Source organism: Paenibacillus methanolicus (assembly GCF_008124765.1).
In the GTDB taxonomy this organism is placed as follows: Bacteria; Bacillota; Bacilli; order Paenibacillales; family Paenibacillaceae; genus Paenibacillus_Z; species Paenibacillus_Z methanolicus.
Genome location: NZ_VNHS01000013.1, coordinates 133,596 through 153,465, shown reverse-complemented (window position 1 = coordinate 153,465; position 19,870 = coordinate 133,596). Strand labels below are relative to the sequence as shown.

The 19,870-nt window shown below is 58.2% G+C and carries 17 protein-coding genes; 3 read left to right on the top strand and 14 right to left on the bottom strand.

The window, feature by feature from the left end; genetic code table 11:
• Window positions 1-76: 76 nt before the first annotated feature.
• Complete coding sequence (gene pdxR / locus BCM02_RS30020) at window positions 77-1,615, bottom strand: MocR-like pyridoxine biosynthesis transcription factor PdxR (protein ID WP_148932814.1); 1,539 nt, start codon at window positions 1,613-1,615, stop codon at window positions 77-79.
• 117 nt (window positions 1,616-1,732) lie between these two features.
• Here pdxR and BCM02_RS30015 point away from each other — a divergent pair, with 117 nt between their 5' ends.
• Window positions 1,733-2,365 carry a pyridoxamine 5'-phosphate oxidase family protein gene (locus tag BCM02_RS30015; protein ID WP_148932813.1) on the top strand — a complete coding sequence of 211 codons (633 nt, stop codon included), beginning with the start codon at window positions 1,733-1,735 and terminating at the stop codon, window positions 2,363-2,365.
• A gap of 35 nt (window positions 2,366-2,400) precedes the next feature.
• On the opposite strand, the gene BCM02_RS30010 is transcribed toward BCM02_RS30015, so the two are convergent.
• Window positions 2,401-3,192 carry an AraC family transcriptional regulator gene (locus tag BCM02_RS30010; protein ID WP_148932812.1) on the bottom strand — a complete coding sequence of 264 codons (792 nt, stop codon included), beginning with the start codon at window positions 3,190-3,192 and terminating at the stop codon, window positions 2,401-2,403.
• Window positions 3,193-3,694: 502 nt separating this feature from the next.
• Between BCM02_RS30010 and BCM02_RS30005 the strand changes: the two genes are divergently transcribed.
• Complete coding sequence (locus tag BCM02_RS30005; RefSeq protein WP_148932811.1) at window positions 3,695-4,999, top strand: aminotransferase class I/II-fold pyridoxal phosphate-dependent enzyme; 1,305 nt, start codon at window positions 3,695-3,697, stop codon at window positions 4,997-4,999.
• An 84-nt stretch (window positions 5,000-5,083) separates the two neighbouring features.
• Here the strand turns inward: BCM02_RS30005 and BCM02_RS30000 are convergent, their stop codons facing one another.
• The 12 genes from BCM02_RS30000 to BCM02_RS29945 all read right to left on the bottom strand — a co-directional run bounded on the left by BCM02_RS30000 (window position 5,084) and on the right by BCM02_RS29945 (window position 19,285).
• Window positions 5,084-6,589 carry an ABC transporter substrate-binding protein gene (locus tag BCM02_RS30000; protein WP_148932810.1) on the bottom strand — a complete coding sequence of 502 codons (1,506 nt, stop codon included), beginning with the start codon at window positions 6,587-6,589 and terminating at the stop codon, window positions 5,084-5,086.
• Window positions 6,590-6,750: 161 nt separating this feature from the next.
• A complete protein-coding gene (locus BCM02_RS29995; RefSeq protein WP_148932809.1) occupies window positions 6,751-7,818 on the bottom strand; it encodes an aminopeptidase in 1,068 nt (355 codons plus the stop codon).
• A gap of 27 nt (window positions 7,819-7,845) precedes the next feature.
• Window positions 7,846-9,099, bottom strand: a complete 1,254-nt coding sequence (locus BCM02_RS29990) for an ABC transporter permease (protein ID WP_148932808.1) — start codon at window positions 9,097-9,099, stop codon at window positions 7,846-7,848.
• Window positions 9,080-9,850 (bottom strand): ABC transporter ATP-binding protein, encoded by a 771-nt coding sequence (locus BCM02_RS29985; RefSeq protein ID WP_148932807.1) that lies wholly within the window; start codon window positions 9,848-9,850, stop codon window positions 9,080-9,082. Before BCM02_RS29985 ends, BCM02_RS29990 begins: the two co-directional genes overlap by 20 nt.
• A gap of 751 nt (window positions 9,851-10,601) precedes the next feature.
• Window positions 10,602-12,524 (bottom strand): S-layer homology domain-containing protein, encoded by a 1,923-nt coding sequence (locus BCM02_RS29980; protein WP_148932806.1) that lies wholly within the window; start codon window positions 12,522-12,524, stop codon window positions 10,602-10,604.
• Window positions 12,525-12,741: 217 nt separating this feature from the next.
• Window positions 12,742-13,407: a hypothetical protein gene (locus BCM02_RS29975; RefSeq protein WP_187434484.1), complete on the bottom strand. Its 666-nt coding sequence runs from the start codon at window positions 13,405-13,407 to the stop codon at window positions 12,742-12,744.
• Window positions 13,408-13,627: 220 nt separating this feature from the next.
• Window positions 13,628-14,047 (bottom strand): VOC family protein, encoded by a 420-nt coding sequence (locus BCM02_RS29970; RefSeq protein WP_148932805.1) that lies wholly within the window; start codon window positions 14,045-14,047, stop codon window positions 13,628-13,630.
• 65 nt (window positions 14,048-14,112) lie between these two features.
• Window positions 14,113-14,844, bottom strand: coding sequence for a thioesterase II family protein (locus tag BCM02_RS29965; RefSeq protein WP_148932804.1), 732 nt, complete (start codon window positions 14,842-14,844; stop codon window positions 14,113-14,115).
• Window positions 14,845-15,004: 160 nt separating this feature from the next.
• On the bottom strand, window positions 15,005-16,552 hold the full coding sequence (locus BCM02_RS29960; protein ID WP_148932803.1) for a DEAD/DEAH box helicase: 1,548 nt from the start codon (window positions 16,550-16,552) through the stop codon (window positions 15,005-15,007).
• Between the two features lie 28 nt (window positions 16,553-16,580).
• The gene (locus BCM02_RS29955) at window positions 16,581-17,369 is read right to left on the bottom strand and encodes an SDR family NAD(P)-dependent oxidoreductase (RefSeq protein WP_246183613.1); all 789 of its coding nucleotides are present in this window, start codon (window positions 17,367-17,369) and stop codon (window positions 16,581-16,583) included.
• A 201-nt stretch (window positions 17,370-17,570) separates the two neighbouring features.
• On the bottom strand, window positions 17,571-18,032 hold the full coding sequence (locus BCM02_RS29950) for a chemotaxis protein CheX (protein ID WP_148932801.1): 462 nt from the start codon (window positions 18,030-18,032) through the stop codon (window positions 17,571-17,573).
• Window positions 18,033-18,286: 254 nt separating this feature from the next.
• The gene (locus BCM02_RS29945) at window positions 18,287-19,285 is read right to left on the bottom strand and encodes an HRDC domain-containing protein (RefSeq protein WP_148932800.1); all 999 of its coding nucleotides are present in this window, start codon (window positions 19,283-19,285) and stop codon (window positions 18,287-18,289) included.
• Between the two features lie 278 nt (window positions 19,286-19,563).
• Here BCM02_RS29945 and BCM02_RS29940 point away from each other — a divergent pair, with 278 nt between their 5' ends.
• On the top strand, window positions 19,564-19,857 hold the full coding sequence (locus tag BCM02_RS29940) for a DUF3055 domain-containing protein (protein ID WP_187434483.1): 294 nt from the start codon (window positions 19,564-19,566) through the stop codon (window positions 19,855-19,857).
• Window positions 19,858-19,870: the final 13 nt, after the last annotated feature.

Genomic DNA, 19,870 nt, shown 5'->3' with positions numbered 1-19,870 from the left:
CTACGTTGCACGCAAAAAGCCGCCTGAACGCAGATAACCCGGTTGTCCCGGGTTGCTCGCCGTTCAGGCGGCTTTCTTATTCGCGGCCGCTGCCGCCGAATAACGCAATCGCGGCAGCTTCGATGCCGGCGACGCCTTCCGCGATCAGATCTTCGCTCAAATGCGCAAAGCCGAACAGCGCGCACCGTGTGTCCGGACCTTCCTGCCCGCCATCCTCCCGCTCAACGGGTGTCCGACCCGGCGCACCTGCCAGCATGTGCTCGACCCAGAACCGCGAGCCGTCCGCCCACCGAATGCCTATCTTCCCGCACGCCTCCCGCAGTCGATCGTAATCCCCCGGCAATCCGGTCCAATAGGCAAACAAATGCAGCCCGGCGTCCGTATCCACGAACGCGAACCAGCGGGCAAGCCGCTTGCTCATCTCGCGACGAAGCCGGTGCAATCGCCGCCCGCTCACCCGCCGGATGTTCCGGATATGGCGGTCGTAAGCGCCGCTGGCGATGAACGCGGCCAAAGCCCGCTGGGCTTCAGGCGCGCTGGACGAAGGCTCGAACAGCATCTTCGCCCGACGAAACGGCTCCACGAGCAGCTCCGGCAGAAGCGCGTATCCGATCCGTTGCTCGCCGAGCATCGTGCGGGAGAACGTGCCGATATAGACGACGCGGTCCTCGCGGTCCAACGCCTTGAGCGGCTCGTTCGGCCGGCCGCTCCAGCGGAACGTGCTATCGTAATCGTCCTCGATGACGACGGCTCCTTGGCGGGAAGCCCAGTCCAGCAGCGCCATTCGACGCTCCGAAGACAGCACCGCCCCGGTCGGAAAATGGCGCGTCGGCGTTACGAACAGCAGACGCGCGTCCCACTCCTCCGGCACGATGCCTTCCCGATCCACGCGAGCAGGCAGGAGCGTGCCGCCCGCCGCTTGAACCGCGCGGACGATGCCGGCATAAGTCGGATTCTCGATGACGACCGCGTCGCCAGGAGTCACGAGCAGCATGGACAGCAAGCCGATCGCCTGCATCGAACCGTTGGTCAGCATGATCCGCGACGCGTCGGCTCGAATGCCGCGTTCGCGCCTCAAGTGGACGGCAATGGCTTCCCGCAGCGGATAATAGCCTTCGCCCGGCAACGCATTCTGTTTGCCGCCCGCGCCTCTAACTTCCGCATACATGGCTTTTTTCCATTCCGCTTCGGGAAATAGCTCGCGCGCGTGAACGTTCGTCTCGAAATCAATGCGCGGCCGCGGCTCCTTGCCTGCTTGCTCCGCATAGCCGATCGCCTGCAGACGCTCGCCCCATGCCGATAGTCGAATGGCCGCCGATCTGACCTCTTCCGGATCCTTCGCGCGCGTAACGCGTGCGCCAACCGGACGGTAGGCGACGAACGTTCCGCTCCCCGCCTCCGTCCGAACGTAGCCGTCGGCATACAGCATATCGTACGCCTGATTCACCGCTCCCCGCGACAGCCCGTACTCGGCCGCGACCGCCCGGCTGGAGGGCAGCCGCGTTCCTTCCTGCGCGAGGCCGCTGACGATCGCGTCCCGCATCGCCTGGTACAGCGCCTCCGTCTTGCGCCCGTAAGCCGCGTAATAACGTTCATATCCCGTTCGAACATTCATGGCACACCGACCCTATTCCTAACTGGTACATTAAAATCACTCTAGATTGGATCTTTTTAAATGTCAATATTCGCATTAAGATGGCTACTAAATGAATCTAGAGAGGATGACGGGGCCATGCGCAGACAAGAATTTCAGATGCACGACGAACAAGAGGAAGACACGAAGGCGTTTCTCGAGGAGATGAGCTTCGGCTTTCTGGGTTTGGTGGACGAGGACGGCGCTCCGATCGTCACGCCGCTTAACTACGCCTATGCCGATGGCAAACTGTATTTTCATGGCAGCCGGATCGGCGAGAAAATGACGGCGCTGCGCGCGGGATCGAAGGTGACCTTCGCCGTCGCCAAGGAATATGCGATCATCCCCTCCTATTTCTCCGATCCGCTCATGGCTTGTCCGGCGACGAGCTACTTCAAATCCGTCCGGATCGACGGCGAGGCCGTCATCGTCGACGACCCGCGCGAGAAGGCGCTCGCGCTCGAAGCGCTCATGCGCAAGCTCCAGCCGGAAGGCGGCTACAAAACGATCGATGCCGACGACCCGGACTACGCGCCGCGCCTGAAGGGCGTTGCGGTTGTTCGGATTGACCCGATCAACGTTATCGGCAAGTTCAAGTTCGGCCAAAACTTGAAGGAGAAGCCGCGTCACGCCGTCGAAGGCGGACTGCTCGAACGCGGCGGCGAGTATGACGCGGAGACGTTGGAGCTCATGCGCCGCTACTGTCCGGCCCACCAACAGCCGTTTGACTAATTCCGTTTGGCGAATGACGAAAAGCCCGCCAAGGTTTATCTGACCTCGGACGGGCTTTTGCCGGTATATTGCTTGAATTGGCGGCTGAAGAAGAAGATATCTCGATACCCGAGCGCATCCGCCACCTCGGTCACGTTCATCCCCGCATGCATGAGCAGATGCTGCGCGCGTTCGATCCGCGTGCGGATCATGTACGTCTGCACCGAGACGCCGACGATCTCTTTGAATTTAATCGAGAAATAACGCGGCGACAACTGCGCGCGAAGAGCCAAGTCCTCCACCCGATGCGCCGCGCCGGGATGCTGCCGGATGAAGTTCGCGATCTCGTGGATCGCCTCGGTCAGCTGGTTGCTCGCTTTGCGTTCCACCGGTCCGGTGCCCATTATATCGTCGCGAAGGAGCAGGATCATCAGCTGCTTCAAGATGAGTTTCGCTTCTTCCTCGGCCGCGTACGTGTTCACGAGGAACAGCCGGACGTAACGGGAGAGCAAATGCTCGAAATCGATCGTCTCGGCCAAGACGCGGTACGGCTCGGGCACGAGCGCCGCCGGTTCGCTCACGTCGAAGTGAATATACGTCAGAATGAGCGGTTTCTGGGGATTATGCGTCGCGCTTGTATGGTCGCCGGGCCGGAAGAGGAAGCAGCTGCCCTTTCCGACCTGGAACGGTTCATCGTTGAGAATGACTTCGCCTTCCCCGCTCCAGACGTAGAACAGGTCGTAATTGGCCATCGGCTTTTCGCGTTTTTGCCACTTCCAGCCGGGCTCGCATACGATTTTAGCAAAGGCGGATTTCAAGATATAACTTGATGGCGGAAGATGTAGCACCGCGAAAATTCCTCCCATCCGTCCGGTAATGTCGATGTCATTCTACACTGGGCCGCCGCGATTCGCAAGAGATCGGCATCGCCGCTTCTGCAGGCGCAAGCCGAAGGGCGCTATCATAGGATAGGGACGACGAACGTTTCGTGAATAATGGCTAAGCTTATGCTTCCGATGCAGCATTTTCTCGAATTCGTTCGCAAAGCGAACATTTAATACGAAAATGCAAAGCATGTGCTTACGAAGCCCGCAATTTTTCGTTTATGATCGCAAAGCGAACATTCCATGAAAAATGGCTAAGCTTATGCTTCCGATGCAGCATTTTCTCGAAATAGTTCGCAAAGCGAACATTCGTGAACAAAATGCTTTGAAATGTTAAATATTTATCAATTTTCATCCTTCTTTAACGCGCTTCCGCCTTAAAATAGTGATATAATATCACCTAAACGGTTTTCAACACGGGAACCCAAACCTACGAACCAATTTGTGGAAGGATGGAATGAGTGCAATGAACCCACTTGCCCAGCAGCTGAACGCGACGATCGAACGTGAAAATCCGCACATTTACGCGATGTTGTCGTCCCTTGGCAAAGCGATTTATTTTCCGAAAGTCGGCATTTTAAGCCAATCCGCGGAAGCGAAATCGAAAGCGAAGAAGTTCAACGCCACGATCGGCATCGCGACCGAGGGCGGTCAACCGATGCACCTGAAGGTCATTCAAGATACGTTGTCCGCGTACAATCCGAAGGACATTTACGAATACGCGCCTCCTGCGGGTAAGCCTGAGCTGCGTGCCGCGTGGCGCGAGAAGATGATCAAGGAGAATCCTTCGCTCGCGGGCAAAAGCTTCGGCAATCCGGTCGTCACGAACGCGCTCACGCACGGCCTGAGCATCGTGGCCGACCTGTTCGCGGACGCCGGCGACGCCGTGGTCATTCCGAACAAGAACTGGGAGAACTACGAGCTGACCTTCGGCGTCCGCCGCGGCGCCGAGATCGTCGAATATCCGCTGTATAACGAAGAAGAGCGCTTCAATAGCGCCGGTCTCCGCGAAGCGCTGCTCGCGCAGAAGAGCAAAGGCAAAGCGATCGTCGTGCTGAACTTCCCGAACAATCCGACCGGCTACACGCCGAATGCGAAGGAAGGCGAAGAGATCGTCGCCGCGATCCGCGATGCCGCGGAAGCCGGCGTGAACGTCGTCGTCGTGACGGACGATGCGTACTTCGGCCTCTTCTTCGAAGATTCGCTGCAAGAGTCGCTGTTCGGCAAGCTGGCCGACCTTCATGAGCGCGTGCTGGCGATCAAGGTAGACGGCGCGACCAAGGAAGAATACGTCTGGGGCTTCCGCGTCGGCTTCATCACGTTCGCGAGCCCTTCGGAATCACTGCTGGCGGCGCTCGAGCAGAAGACGCTCGGCATTATCCGCGCCACGATCTCAAGCGGCGCGCATCCTTCCCAAACATTCGTCCTTCACGCGCTCCAAGCGCCGGAATTCGGAGCGCAGAAAGCCGAGAAGTTCAACATTATGAAAGGCCGCGCCAACCGCGTCAAGGAACTGCTCGACAGCGGGCGCTACGGCGACGTATGGGGCTACTATCCGTTCAACTCCGGCTACTTCATGTGCTTGAAGCTCAAGGACGTCCCGGCCGAGACGGTCCGCCAGCGGCTGCTGGACGAATACGGCATCGGCACGATCGCCCTGGGCGAAACCGATCTGCGCGTCGCGTTCTCCTGTATCGAGGAGCCGTACCTCGAAGAGCTGTACGACACGATCTACAAGGCCGTACAAGACGTGACGGTCGCGAGCAAATAATACGCAATAAAGTAAAGCCGCTGATCCGGTACTCGGACAGCGGCTTTACTTCATTAAGTTATGACATTTCCATTCCGCGCGTTACTATGACGCCGGCTCCGCTGCAGACTCCGCTGATGCGCTCTCCGTCGTCTCCGCCTCCCGAACGCTTTCCGCGCCTCCGCCGGAGGACTCCGCCCCGTCGCTGCCGCTCTCGGCCGCTTTCTTCGCCTTCTCGGCTTCCTGGGCTTTGCGCGCCTTATCCAGCTCCTGCTGCCCTTTCGCCTCGATTGCCTGCAGCGCTTCGTCCAAGCTTTGGCTGCCCGACTGCACCGCCTTCAGCTCCTTCTCCGCGTTATCGAAGAACGGCGTATAGAAGTCTCCCGGAATGTTCGTGTTATAATCGTTGGATTCTCGAGGCTTCAGCGCGTAGAACGGCTCCAAGTTCACATCGCCCTTCACCTTGTTCTTGTTATACTGCGTGCGCGTCAGCAAGCTGCCGCTCTGCGTCCGCGAGAGCAGCTTCGCCGCCTGGTCGCCGTTAATATACTTGACGAGCTGCCAGGCCGCCTTCGGATTCGCCGCCATGGCGTTGACCGCATAGATCTCCGACAGATCGAGCGTCGTCCCCGTGCCCGGATTGGCCGGATCGATCGGTTCCGTCAGCAATCCCCACGCGAACGGCTTATAGTCCTTGTTGAAGTCGCCGGCGCGGCTGAGCTCGTCCATGTAATAGGAGCCATTCATCGTCATCGCGGCTTTGCCGGACAGGAACTTGTCCCGTTCCATGTAATCCGAATAACTGCCGTCCCCCGCCCCGCTGCTCACCATCTCCGGCGAATAGATCGCGCCGGATTTGACGGCGGCCAAGGTCGTCTCGTACACGCGCTTCCAGCCGTCCGTGTTTATCGAAATTTTCGTCGCGGCAGGATCGATGTAGCGGAGTCCCTCCGTACTGCCGATCATCATGCCCATGTTCGTCAAATTCCCGTACCCATACGAGAACCCGTACACGCGATCTTTCTGATCGCCACCCGTCGGGAATCGCTTCGCCAGCTCGAACACCTCCTGCCAGCTTAAGCTCTTGTCCGGAAGCGGAACGCCGTACTTATCGAATAAGTCCTTATTGTAGAATAGCGCTTGGCTGTAGAAGAAAGGGGACAGTCCATACAGCTTGCCGCCGCCCTTCTCCTTCATCCGCTCCACCGCGGAAGGCAGCAGATCGGCGCTCTTGAAATCCTCTTCCTCGAGCATCGCGTCCAGCTCGGTCAGCTTGTTTTCTTCGGCGAACTTCACGTATTGATCCATGCTGAGCATAAGGACGTCCGGCTGCTCTTTCTCGATGAAATCCGCGAACGCCTTCTCGTAATCCGTCACGCCTTCGCCGTAGAGCGAACGCATGCTTAGCACTTCAATCTCGACGTTCGGGAACTTCGTGTTGAACAAATTGCCGTATTGCTGGAAAAACCACGATTCGTCATGCGCCATCACTTTCAACGTCCCGGCTTCCTCCTCGTCCATCGAGAAGGCGGAGTCATTCCCGCCCGCGCAGCCCGTAACGAGCAGCGACAGCGACAAGACTGCCGGCAAGGACCATTTCAAAACTTTCATTCGTTACCTCCTATTATTTTAATCTCCTAGATTTTACCACCCTCGTTTTATTTGTCAAATTTTGATAGAGTCGCATAGCCACCTCCTTATTTCGCGTACGCCAAAAAGGCTCTCCATCCGGAAACCTCGTTCCGCGAGTGAGAGCCTGCTTATTTAATAACTTAGAACAGCCACTTACCGTCTTTCTGCACAAGTTCGCCGTCGAGATAAATCTCGCCGCCGTCCTTCAAGCTCCGAATCATGTCCCAGTGGATGAGCGATTCGTTGCCGGGGCCACCCGCTTCGTACGCACGACCGAGCGCCAGATGGACCGATCCGCCGATCTTCTCGTCGAACAAAATCTCCTTCGTCGGCCGCTCGATCCCGAAGTTGCAGCCGATGCCCAGCTCGCCTAGGAATCGCGCGCCGGCGTCGGTATCCAGCGCGGCGATCAACGCCGCCTCGCCCTTCTCGGCGGAGCATTCGACGACGCGCCCCTGCTCGAAGCGCAGCCGGATGCCCGCGATCTCTTGGCCGTTGAAGATCGTCGGCCATTCGTAATAGATATGACCTTCGGTTAGCAGGTGGTTCGGCGAGAAATAGAATTCGCCGTCGGGCACGTTACGGTAGCCGGCGCACATGACCGCCTTGCGCCCTGCGATATCGACCGTCAGGTCCGTTTCCTTCGCGACGATGCGCACTTTGGAGGCCGCGTTGAACTTCTCGGAAGCGGCCAGCATCGATTGCAGCATCGCCTCGTAATCCACGTTTACCGCGCTGTACACGAAATCCTCGTATTCCTCGAGCGACATGCCTGCGTCCATCGCCTGCGCTTGGGTCGGGAACATCGTCAGCACCCATCGGGCGCCGCCCTTCATCAGATACTGGGACAGCTCCGCCGTCGCCTTCCGCCTACGCTGGATGCGAAGCGGGTCGACGTTCGTCAGCTCCTTGTTGTTCGCCTCGCCCAGAATACGAATGACCGCGTCCGATTGCTCGTACAGCCATTTCATGACTTGGATGTCGTCCAGCTGCGCATCGGTACCTTCCTGGATGAAAATACGTTCGATCTCCGGCAGCGTCACCTGCGTGACCGGATGACCGCCTGCCCGCAGCACTTCCTTGTACACGGCCCGAATGAGCGGCGCCGTCTCCGCTTCCCCGATGATGAGGACGCGTTCGCCCGCTTTCACTTTAATGGAATGGCCTACCAGCACCTTCGCCAGCTCGCCTACGCGTGGATCCGCCATGTTGTTTGCCTCCCCTTATGCTCTAATCTACTCGTCTTCTTCTTCCCAATCGGTTTTCATCTTGCGCTTGATTCTTGCCGGCCGCACGAGCAAAATAAATGCCAATCCTACAGCCAACGCTACCAGTGCTTGCGCCGTCTGACCTTGCGCGGGCAGCCCGATCGCATGCGGCACGAATAGCAGCGCGGCGGCGATCATGAACGCGAACCGATCCACCCGGACGACGGCCGACACCCGCTGCGACTCCGGCAGCGGATATACGTGGCGCCAGACGGAATGGCGGTGCGATTGCGTGAGCGCCGACAGCTGCAGGCCGACGAGCCATATGAACAGCACGTACACGCCCGCCGCTCCCCAACCGTTCCACAAGCCGGCATCCGCCGCGAGCCAGCCCGAGAGCATGCCGAGCAGCGTCAGCCGGATCGCAATGCCGCCGAGTTCCGTTCGAATTAGCGTATGTGCATACAGATAGGTAAAGGCATTCTCGCTCGAATAGCGAATGCGACGTCCGAGCCAGCTTAAGTACCCGCGGCGAGCCACTTGCGCGGTCTCCGCCGGCACGTCGGCGAACGCGCTGAAGAACACGGCGTACCGCCGCTGCGTTCGCTTCTCCTCGGCGATCAGCGTCTGCCAGGGGATGCGGTATTTCGGCAAGCTCCTGTACAGCAGCGCCAGCAGCAGGATGCCCGCCGCCGCGATGGCGATCGCGACCAACGGGTTGGTCTGCACGAAAGCTGCGGTGCACACGGCCGTCACGAGCCACCTGGCGATTCGCATCCACCTTCTGCCGTTCCGCCACACCAGTCTTCGTTCCTGCCACGCGGCGGCGATGCTGAGGCTCTTCATTGCGAGCACGGCGGTAAGCAACAGGAGCGTCGCCGTCTCCCCTGGACCGCGCGAATAGATTGGCAGATAGATTAGGCTGACGATAAACGCGGCGAGCAAGCTCGGCATACCGTTGTACCGGAACGAACGTCTTATGTATCGGTGCATCTCGCCTTCGCGCGGCAGCAGAAACACGATATCCGCCTCTCTGAGCCACGTCCGCAGCGGACTATACGCGATGACCGGGGTCAACGCAGCCATGCCGACCAGGGTGAACGGAAAATCGGGCGGCATCGCGCGCAGCAGCGACGTATACGAGGCCAACGCCGTCAGCAGCACCATCGCCGTCACGAACGGCACGCCGCTTCTGGCCATATCGATGATATACGGCATGGAGCTTTTCCAGAACGCAGACGACCGTTTGGACCAAATCGTCTCAATCGAGGTTCGTTCCATCCGGGCCTCCTGGCGCCATCGTCAGGCGGTAGAACGCTTCCTCCAGCGACCGCTCCCCGCTCCGCATGCCCGCCGCCTCGCACACGTCCGATAGCGTGCCGTACGCGATCATGCGCCCGTGATGCAGCACGATGAAGCGATCGCAGTACGATTCCACGGTCGACAGAATATGCGAGCTCATGAATATCGCCGCACCGCCTTGCTTCACCTCGACCAGCTTATCCAGCAGGGAGCGGATGCCGAGCGGATCCAGCCCGAGGAACGGCTCGTCGATGATGTACAACGGCGGCCGCGCAAGCAGCGCGTTCATGATCATCACTTTCTGCCGCATCCCTTTGGAAAGATGGGCCGCGAACGCCTTCGTCTTCGGCTTCATGTGGAATTCGCCGAGCAGCGAGGCGGACAGCGCCTCGTAGTCCCGCTCCTCCACGTCATACGCCATGCCCGTCAGCCGAAGATGCTCCTCAACGGTCAACTCGTCGAATAGAAGCGGCGTCTCCGGCACATAGGCCAGCGCCGAGCGATACTGCTCAGGATTGTCCGCGAGCGTCTGCCCTTGAATGCGCACGTCGCCTTTGTGCGGATGCATCAGACCGAGAATATGTTTGATCGCCGTGCTTTTGCCCGCGCCGTTCAAGCCGATCAGGCCGATCATCTCGCCAGGATTCACCTGGAACGAGAGGTCGTGCAGCACCGGCTTGCGCGGACTATAACCGCCAGTCAACTGGCGGACTTCCAATACCGGATTCATCCAGCTCACCTCACTGTCCACATTATACCGAAATTAGCGGCTCAAGGCGAAACGGGTCGCGCCGTCATTGCGGCGCGACCTGTTTCGTTCCGGAGAAATACAAGATGATTTATATACGTGAAACATATGAATGCTTGTATTTCAAGGCGAAACGAGTCACGCCTTCTTAAGGGGTGTGACCCGTTTCGTTCCGGAGAAATACAAGATGATTTATATTCGTGAAACATATGAATGCTTGTATTTCAAGGCGAAACGAGTCGCGCCGTCTTATGGGGCGTGACCCGTTTCGTTCCGGAGAAATACAAGATGATTTATATTCGTGAAACATATGAATGCTTGTATTTCAAGGCGAAACGAGTCACGCCGTCAATGCGGTGCGACCTGTTTCGTTCCGGAGAAATACAAGATGATTTATATTCGTGAAACATATGAATGCTTGTATTTCAAGGCGAAACGAGTCACGCCGTCAATGCGGTGCGACCTGTTTCGTTCCGAATCAGCTGATTGGTTTGCGTTCACAATCGGAGATTGGGAATGCAGCATTCAGCGAGAAATCAGCTGATTGGTTTGCGTTCACAATCGGAGATTGGGAATGCAGCATTCAGCGAGAAAGCAGCTGATTGGTTTGCGTTCACAATCCCAAGATTGGGAATGCAGCATTCAGCGACGAAAAACCCCCGTCCGCCGACTGCGCTGGGGAGCGCCGCCGGTAGACGGGGGTTCTTGTTGATCATTTCGGATAATGAGTCGATTAGGCCTTTACTTCGATGGACGTTACCGCGCTGTCCGTTACCTTCAGCTCGACCGTTGCGCCGGCCACGAGCTTGGCGGAATCGCCGATGATCGCTACGTTGGAAGCCACGTTCAGAACGAGCGCCTGGGTGCCGCCGGAAATTTCCTGCGTGATGGAGATCGTTTTGATTTTGCCGTCCGAGCCAAGCGTCACGCTGTTCAGCTTGCCCGTTTGCGTTACGACTTGCGGCGCATAAATCTTCGTTACTTCCACGAAGACGGCTTTGCCTTGGTACGTGCGAACGAGGAGTTCGTCGCCGGCTACGAGGGCGGATGCCGCCACCTTCACGTTATTGCGGAAGATGTACGCGTTCGAGGAAAGCGGAATTGCCACTTCCGTGTTGTCCGCTTTGATCACCGTAATCGAATTGTTCGACACGGCCGCTTTCAGCTTGCCCGTATATGTCGCTTCGACCGGTTGCTGCTCGAACGTTTTCGTCACTTCGACGAATACCGCTTTGCCGTTCGCCACGCTGACCGTGATCTGATCGCCGGCCACGAGCGCCGATGCCGCGACCTTCGCGTTGTTGCGGAAAATGTACGCATTGGCGTCGATCGGGATCGCGATTTCGGATTTGTCCGCCTTCACGAGCGTCAGGGAGTCGCCCGATACCGTCGCCTTCAGCGTGCCGTTGTACGTTTTGTCGGCTGGCTGCTGTACCGCCGTCTTCGTCACTTCGATGAACACGGCCTGGCCGCCGGACGCTTGCACGACGATTTCGTCGCCGGCTACCAGCGCGGAAGCCGCCACCTTCACGTTATTGCGGAAAATGTACGCGTTCGAAGCCAGCGGAATGACAATCTCCGAGTTGTCGGCTTTAACGAGCGTAATCGATTTGTTCGAAACGTCGGCTTTCAGCTTGCCCGCGTAAGAAGCGTCCGCGACCGTGCTTTCGGCCGATTTCGTCACTTCGATGAACACCGCGCTGCCGCCGTACGTGCGCACGATGATCTCGTCGCCCGCCGCGAGCGAGGAGACGCTAGCTTTCACGTTGTTGCGGAAAATGAACACGTTGGACGCGAGCGCAACCGTCGTCTCGGAGTTGTCCGATTTCACAATCGTGATTTTGCCGTCGGCCGCAGCTGCTTTCAGCTTGCCGCTGATCGCTTGCGCGTCCTGGTCGTCATCCGGCATTTGCTCGTCGGTGCGATCGAGCAGCGCCGCGAGCTCCGCGCGCGTGACCGGCTGGTTCGGACGGAACGTGTTGTCGTTGTAGCCGGTGATAAGGCCTTTCTCCACCGCGAGCGCCACGTAGCCGACCGATGCGGCCGGAATGTTCTTCGCGTCGCGGAAGTTCAGCGACGTGTTGACCTTCGCTTTCGCCTCGGCTTCGAGACCAAGCGCCTTGATGAGCAGCGTCGCCGCGAACAGGCGAGTTGCCGGCTTCTCGGCTTGGATGCTCGTGTCGGTCTCGGCGAACAGGTCTTTCTCGAGCGCGACGGCGACGTAGCCGACCGCCCACGGATATTTCTTCTTCAGTTCGGCCGCGTCCTTGAAGTTCAGGTCGGTCGCCATCTCCTCGGCGGATTCCGCCTGCTCCTTCAGTCCCATCAAACGAACGGCCGCCGTGATCGCCTCGATGCGCGTGATCACTTTGTTCGGCTTGAACGTGCCGTCCTCGTAACCGGTGAAGACGCCTTTCGATGCCAAGCGAACGATATATTCAAGCGCCCATTTCAATTCTTCTTCGTCTTTGAAATTGACGTTAATGTTGTACTCGTCTTTGTCTTTCTTTTGGCTGTATCCGGATTTGCGGTCATCGTTGTCCTTATGGTCGTTGCCTTTGCCTTTGCCGTCCGCGAACGCGCTCGTCGCGCCGCCTGCCAGCGTCAGTACCGCCATCGATGCCACTGCCGTCTTTTTCAACATTGCCTTGTTCATCAATTGCCACTCTCCCATTTAGCTGCGGTCCGTGCCGCGATTTGCTTTCGCCCATACTATTCGTCCGGGCCTTTTCGGTTTGAGGGGGTCGGGGCGAAAACTTTTTTGAAAGTTGGCGGCCCAATGAACAAGCAAAAAAGAGACAGACGGGAAAATCCGTGCTGTCTCTTCCTTAATATACGCCGAATCGCATGGAGCTGATTTCGCGAACCATGACTTAGTTATCGTTGCCGCGCCTATCGCCGATGATACCCACGCCCGGCCCCAGGTCGCTTTGATCGCCCATTTGCGGATCGATCGTCCACGCCGCCGCCATCTCGAGCACATCGTCCTCGCTCGGCCAATGCGCGTCTTCCTCGTCCAAGCTGGTGAACGCTAACCCGAGCTCCCGTTCTTCGGAAGTAGGCTCCCCGATATCCGCTATCGTCTCTCCTTGTTCGCCCACGTAACCATACGCGCGCACGACTTGGCCATTGACCGCCTTCACCCAGGCGTGGTATTCGACGACTCGGTGCGTGCCGAAATAGCAAGCCTCGCCGAAGCGGGCGCTAAGCTCGCGCGTCATTTGAACCGGATGGCGGTCTCCCGCTTCGGCGAAATCCGGCATAAACGCGTTCACGACGAGCGTCCACCCCGCAACGGGAGGACTGACGAAATAGTAGCCGCCATAAGCGCCGTCAAGTCCGCTCGCCCAGTTGGCCGCGCGGCAGCCGGTCAGACCGAAATGGTCGACAAGCTCCGTGAGCCGGTCCGTCCGCACCGCGTACCACTGGCACTTGTACCCGAACGGATGCGGAATATCCGGTTCTTCGCTGAGCTCCAGCTCGGACAGGCCAACGCGCTGAAGCATGTCCGCGACTTGAACCGTTTCGATTGAATCCATGCCAGGGACCCCCGAACGATTGCGTTGTCGATAGACATTCCATCCCGAATAAGCCATGATGGCGACAGCGATCGCCCAGATCACGTAAGACATATGCGCTCTCCCTTCGAACGAACTTGCGCACCAATTATTTTCGAACGATCGCGAACAACCAATTGAGGGTCCTTCGCAAAAACAGCCCTCGATCCCCATTCAACCGAAGGCTGTCTGTCCCCTTATCTTACTCCGACTCCCACTGCGGGTTCCATACCACTTCCCACAGATGACCGTCAGGGTCTTGAAAATAGCCCGAATACCCGCCCCAGAACGTATCGTGCGGCGGGACCGCGATTACCGCGCCGGCTCGTCCGGCAAGCGCCATAATCTCGTCGACGTCCGCCTTGCTGCCCACGTTGTGCCCGATCGTCATCTCCGTCGGACTCGGCGGCGATAATGGCACCTTCGCGTCATGAGCGATATTGCGCCGTTCCCATAGCGCAAGCTTCAACCCGTCCAGCAGGTCGATAAAGACGACCGCGCCGTGCTCGAATTCCTGGCCGATGATCCCCTCGGTCGCAAAGCCGAGACCTTCCCGGTAGAATGCGAGCGATCGCTCCAAGTCGTCCACGCCTAGCGTGATGACCGTAATTCGCGGCTTCATCGCCATTCCTCCTCACGAACCCCTTACTTTCCGACCGGTATGACCGGTCTGGTACGTCGTGCCGATCAACGCCACAACCACTGCTGCAGGCGGCCGCCCAGCAGCGCCTCGTTGATGCGCTCCGATACTTCGCGAGTCTGATCGGCGAGATAGAAATGTCCGCCCGGGAACGTATGCAGCCCGAACCTCCCGCTCGTCAGTTCCCGCCAAGCCAGCATCTCCGCTTCCGTCATCCGGTCTTGATTCCCGGTGAGCACGGTCACCGGCACCGCGAGTTTCTCCTTCGGTTCATGCGCATATTCGTCCAGCAGCCGAAAATCGGCGCGGATAACGGGCAGAAACAGCTGCATGAGTTCCTCGTTATCCATCACCGCTTGGGGCGTTCCGCCCATCTCGGCCAACCGCGCTTTCAACTCGTCATCGGGCAAGTGGCTGAGCGGCTCCCATGCACGGTTAATCAGCTGCGGCGCTTTCAAGCCGGAGACGATTAAATGGCGCGGCATCCGTTCCCCGCCGGCTGCAATACGGCGCGCAAGCTCATACGTCAAAAGCGCTCCCATGCTATGCCCGAACAAGGCGTAATCGGAGCCGCCCGCGACATACGTACTCACCTTGCGGTGCAGCTCCTCCACGAGCGGGCCGATCGACGCGTAGGGCCGATCCTTGAACCGCGTGCCTCTTCCCGGGAGCTCGAGCGGGACCAGCTTGATCGCCGGATCCACGGTCTCCAGCCAGCGCGCGTAGATCATCGCCGATCCGCCCGCATGAGGAAGGCAAAACAAATAGTAGGGCTGCATGTATCCGTTTCTCCTCCCGAAACGCCTCTAATGCGACATCCTCGCTTACGTTCGCTATGTTGACCGGTCCGTGTTTAGGCCGGAGATGTAGATCCGCTTGTCGCAAAATCTTCCGTCCCAGGCCAACGTTCGATTCCGGTTGTCTTGTTCGATTTCGAGTCTATTTCGAGTCCCGTTTCGCCTTCAGCCATTTCGGCGCGCCTTTATCTTTGCGGTCGCGCTCGCGGACTGCTTTCGGGGCCGGTTTGGACGAAGACAGGGATGTGGATTTGGGCGCGTCGGAAGCCGGTCCGCTCTTCTGGCGAACGATGCCCTCTTCCGTACGCGAGTAGCGGACGGCGTCCGGGCGATTCGCTTGACCCGGACGTTCGCCGGCAGAGCGGCGTTCGCCGCGATCCGGGGAGCTAGTCCCGTTCGTCTCCCGGTCGAAGCCGGCGCTCTGACGATGCTGCCCGAACGCGGCCTGCTTGCCGCCTGGCGCGCGGCTTCCGCCCGTATCGGCGCCGGACCGCCAGGCGCCCTCGCGTCCTCTTCCCTCGCGCTGCGGACCGCTTTGGTAGGATGTTGGCTGTTCATCGGCATCCCACAGTCGGCCGCGATACATCTGCTTTTCTTGCAGCACGATCCCCAGCTGTTTGGCGAATTTGCTCATGATGAACCGCTGCTGCGGCGTAATGATCGTGACGACCGTGCCTTCGCGTCCCATCCGGCCGGTCCGGCCGGCCCGGTGAACGTAATGCTCCGCGTCGGTAGCCGGATCGAGCTGAACGACAAGCGGCAGCCCGGCGATATCGAGCCCGCGCGCGGCGACGTCCGTCGCGATGAGCACTTGGCAGCGGCCATCGCGGAACCGGCCCAGCGTCGCGGCGCGGCGCTGTTTGTCCGCATCGCCGTAGAGCGTCTCGACGGCAAAACCTTCATAGCTGAATTTGGCTTCGTAGTTGGCGATTTCGTCCGTATCGTTAATAAATAGAAGCGCCGAACGAGGATTCAGCATGCGGATGAGCCGTCTGGCGGTATCCGCCTTGTCGCGCTTGTCGCACACCAGATAATAATGTTCCATCTGTTGCGGCAGCTTCTGATCGGTCGTCACGTCGATCGTCTTCGGCTCTCGCATCCACTTCCCCTCGAACGCTTCCATCGTTTGCGGGCGCGTGGCGGAGAAGAAGGCAAGCTGGCGCTGCCGGTCCATCCGGGTCAGCAGCGTATCTACTTCCTTCGTCGAACCGAGATCGAACACTTGGTCTGCCTCGTCGATAACGAGCAGCTTGATCTGATGCAGCTTCAGCTTGCCCGCCTGCACGAGCTCATGGATACGGCCCGGCGTTCCGACGACGAGATGAGGTTTCTGTCTCAGCTTCTCGACCTGCCGCTGCATCGACGCGCCGCCGATCAGCTGCTGGACGCGGATGGACAACTCTTCGCCGTACAGCTCCGCGACCCGGTAAATTTGCATCGCGAGCTCTTGCGTCGGCGCCAGTACCATCGCCTGAAGCGCATCGCTATCCGCTTCGATCCGCTGGAGCGCGGGCAGGATAAACGCTAGCGTCTTGCCTGTTCCGGTCTGCGACCTCGCGGTTACGTCTTGCCCGGCGAGCAGCTCGGGGATTGCCGCCGACTGCACAGGGGTCGGCTGATCGATGCCGTTGTCTCTCAATTTGGCGGCCAATTCGGCCTTTATGCCCATCGTTTCCCATATTACGCTCATTTCCAGTCTTGCTCCTTTAACTTTCGCTCTATTTGCGATTCAGTAGTTTGCCGAGCGTCTTGTCGGCGAATCGGGGGGCTAGTCCATATAGACGGATGCCGATACCCGCGGATAGCGGGAGATCCACCTCCGGCGTCCGCTTCGCGATGACGCGCACGATTGTATCCGCGACTTGCGCCGGCTTAAGTAAATACCCCTTGACGCTCGCGGCGTATCCCCCGCCAGGGTCGGCCGTCTCGAGGAACGGCGTGTCGATCGGACCGGGATTGACGGCCGATACCGCGATCCCGTCCGGGGCGAGTTCGGCTCGCAGCGCATTCGTTAGCCCGAGTACCGCATGTTTGGTCGCCGCATAGCCCGAGGCCTTGGCCGTGCTCAGCTTGCCCGCCATCGACGCGATGTTGACGATATGCCCGTTGCCTTGACTCTTCATATAAGGAAGCACCGCTTTCGCGCAGCGGACGGTGCCCATATAGTTCGTATCCATCATCTTGGCAAAATGTTCGAGCGGCGCGTCTTCAAACCGCTCGAACAGTCCGAAGCCCGCATTGTTGACCAGCACGTCGATCCGTCCGAAATCCGTCGCGATCCTGTCGACGACCCGCTGGACGTCGGCGTTATCCGTTACGTCGAGCTCGTAAAACCCGCACCGGCCGGACACTCGGCCGCGCATCGCCGCAAGCTTGCTTGCGCTGCGTCCGGTGATGATCGGCACGGCGCCCGCTTCGGCGAGCTTCGCGGCCGTTACCGCGCCAATGCCGCTCGTAGCGCCGGTGATGACGACGATTCGATTCCGCAACTGACTTAGCTGTTTCACGCGCATTCCCATCTTTCATTCCAATTATGGCCGCTCTTGCTCTACTTTAACAGAGCGGGAGGCAATGCGAAAGTATGATTGGTTTGCATTCCCAATCCGAAGATTGGGAATGCAGCATTCAGCGAGTTTAAGCGTGAAACGCATACTATCCGAAATGTAAAAAAGCTCCCTTGCGGGAGCCGGTGGTGGTGCAGTATTTATTTAAGAAGCAATAAGAACTTGAATATCCAACTCGCCGATGCCATCCATGATCAGCGGGATCGTCAGTGCTTTCTTCGTTTCGAAGCCGGCAGACTGGGCGGAATGAAGCACCTTCGGCGGCGTGATATCCACGCGGACGCCTTGGTTGAACAGCATGGTGCTCGCGTTGCCGCTGATCATGTTGCCCAGCTCGGAAATCGCGCTCTTGCCCATTTCGTCCATTTCGGAAATCGCGAAGCCGCCCATCATGGCCGAGACCATTTTGATGGCAACTTCTTCGCTCAAGCCAAGGACGATATCGCCGTTCAATTGGCCGTTCAGACCGATTTGGATCCAAATATAGTTCTCGACGAACTTCACGTCTTTCACGCCTAATGTTCCTGTAGCCGGCCGGACTTGAGCCACCTGTTCGATGACTATTTTAGCAGACTCCAAGAATGGATTAATATATTCAGCCTTCATCTCGAGGAAACGCTCCTTTTTCGACTCGTTTCGAGTTCCCCATCTACCTAGCTATCTCGTATTATACTAGATAACTTAGGTCAAGTATACTATACCTTTTCCGGGAAAATCGGAACGACCCTGATTTTGTCGAACTATGTTCGGGATAATGGATATATCGGAAAAGGATTTAGGTTTGTTTATACGTATACGCCCGGATCCGGCTGTTTCCTTCATTTGGCATGCCGCGTAGTTCATCCTGCCCATCTTGGCTTTTATACGGCATCCGCCTTATCGTGTCTGCGGAACCGAAGACGAATGAGGCGAAGCCGGTCATAGAGCATGTCGACCGGTTGACCTGACGGCAGCTCCTCGCCGTAAACCTGGTGCAGCACCGGCTTCAAATAGCGGTCGCCGATGATCGTCATCGCTTCCCACACTTGCTCCTGCTCGACGCTTGGCATATCCGCGAGCTCGCGCTCGATGAACGGCTCCAGATCGTACCCCTCCAATTCCAGTCGCTCGATCTTCTCCATAAGATCGCGTCTGGGCATCTCCAGCACCGTTTGCATTTGCACGATCGATTTGCCTTCCGCAATGGCGGCGAGCAAACGTTTCTTCTCGGTTTGACGATCGAGCATCGCCTTATACTTATTCTCCTTCTGCTTGTAAATCCACGACGTGAACAGCTTCGGATCGAGCGCTTCCGTCACCCAATCGAGCGGGAACGGATGAGACTGCTCGAAGGCGGCCGTAATCTTCAATATGTCCTCGCCGTAAGCGGCCAGCTTCGCATCGCCCCATCCCGGGATCTGTGCGAGCTCCTCGGGCAGATGCGGCACGTATGCGCTTATCATGAGCAGCATGCGGTTATTCGCGACCATATAGGCCGACTTCTTCTCGGCTGCCGCCTTGGCCCGGCGCCAATCGCGAAGCGCGTCGAACAACGAAGCGTTGGCATTCGTCTCGCCGTAGCACTGCAGCATCGCATAGGCGCTGGTCGCGGCGGCAAGCGGCTTGCGCTCTTCGAGCATGCCGTCGATGACCGGCACGTAGCCTTCCCCCATCTTCACGGCGACGCCATGCCGGAAGGAGGCGATCATCTCCTCCCACGAACTTCCTTCGAACCATACCGATTGCCCCTCACCGGCAGCAGCATCCCCGGACCAAAGCACCGACCAGCTTCCCTGCTGCTCGCAAATCGAGAGTTGCGCTTGCTCCCCCTGCGCGAGTTCCGACGACTTCTCGAACGTGTTCATAAATACAACCTGCATATAAACGACCTCCATAGGTATATTCGGCCTCAAGCTCTGCGCGCGGGAAAGTTGCGGACAACGCAAAAAAGCACCTCCCGTGTCCGATTATCGGACAATGAGAGGTGCTTCCCCGCGTACAGTCTTTGATTGGGATCATCATAGCACAAGCTGACAAAGACTGACAAGGGGAACACAGCCTTAAGTCCCGCTCCTTATTGCCGCTTCCATGGGCGAATGCTATGATACTTGGCATATGGTTAGGAAACGAAAGGCCAATACTGAAGGAGGACTTATCCATGCTGCCCGATTATGATTTTATGTCCGACATGACGGAAGAAACGTCGACGCGTTTCACGACTTTTATTACGCCAAGCCTTAAGCGTTTCGATCTAGCCGTTACGTCGACCAACCGGTTCTACGGGAAGAAGCTCGTGACCGATCTGCAGAGCGGCAAGACGGCGATCATCGGCCCTGACGATTTAGAGGAAGAAGGTTACCTGGAATACACCTTCAAAATAAGCGAAGAAGAAGCGGCGGAGCTAAGCCAATTTCTTTATTTGATCGTCGGCACGGTGAATTTTACCGACTAAGCTGGGTACACTG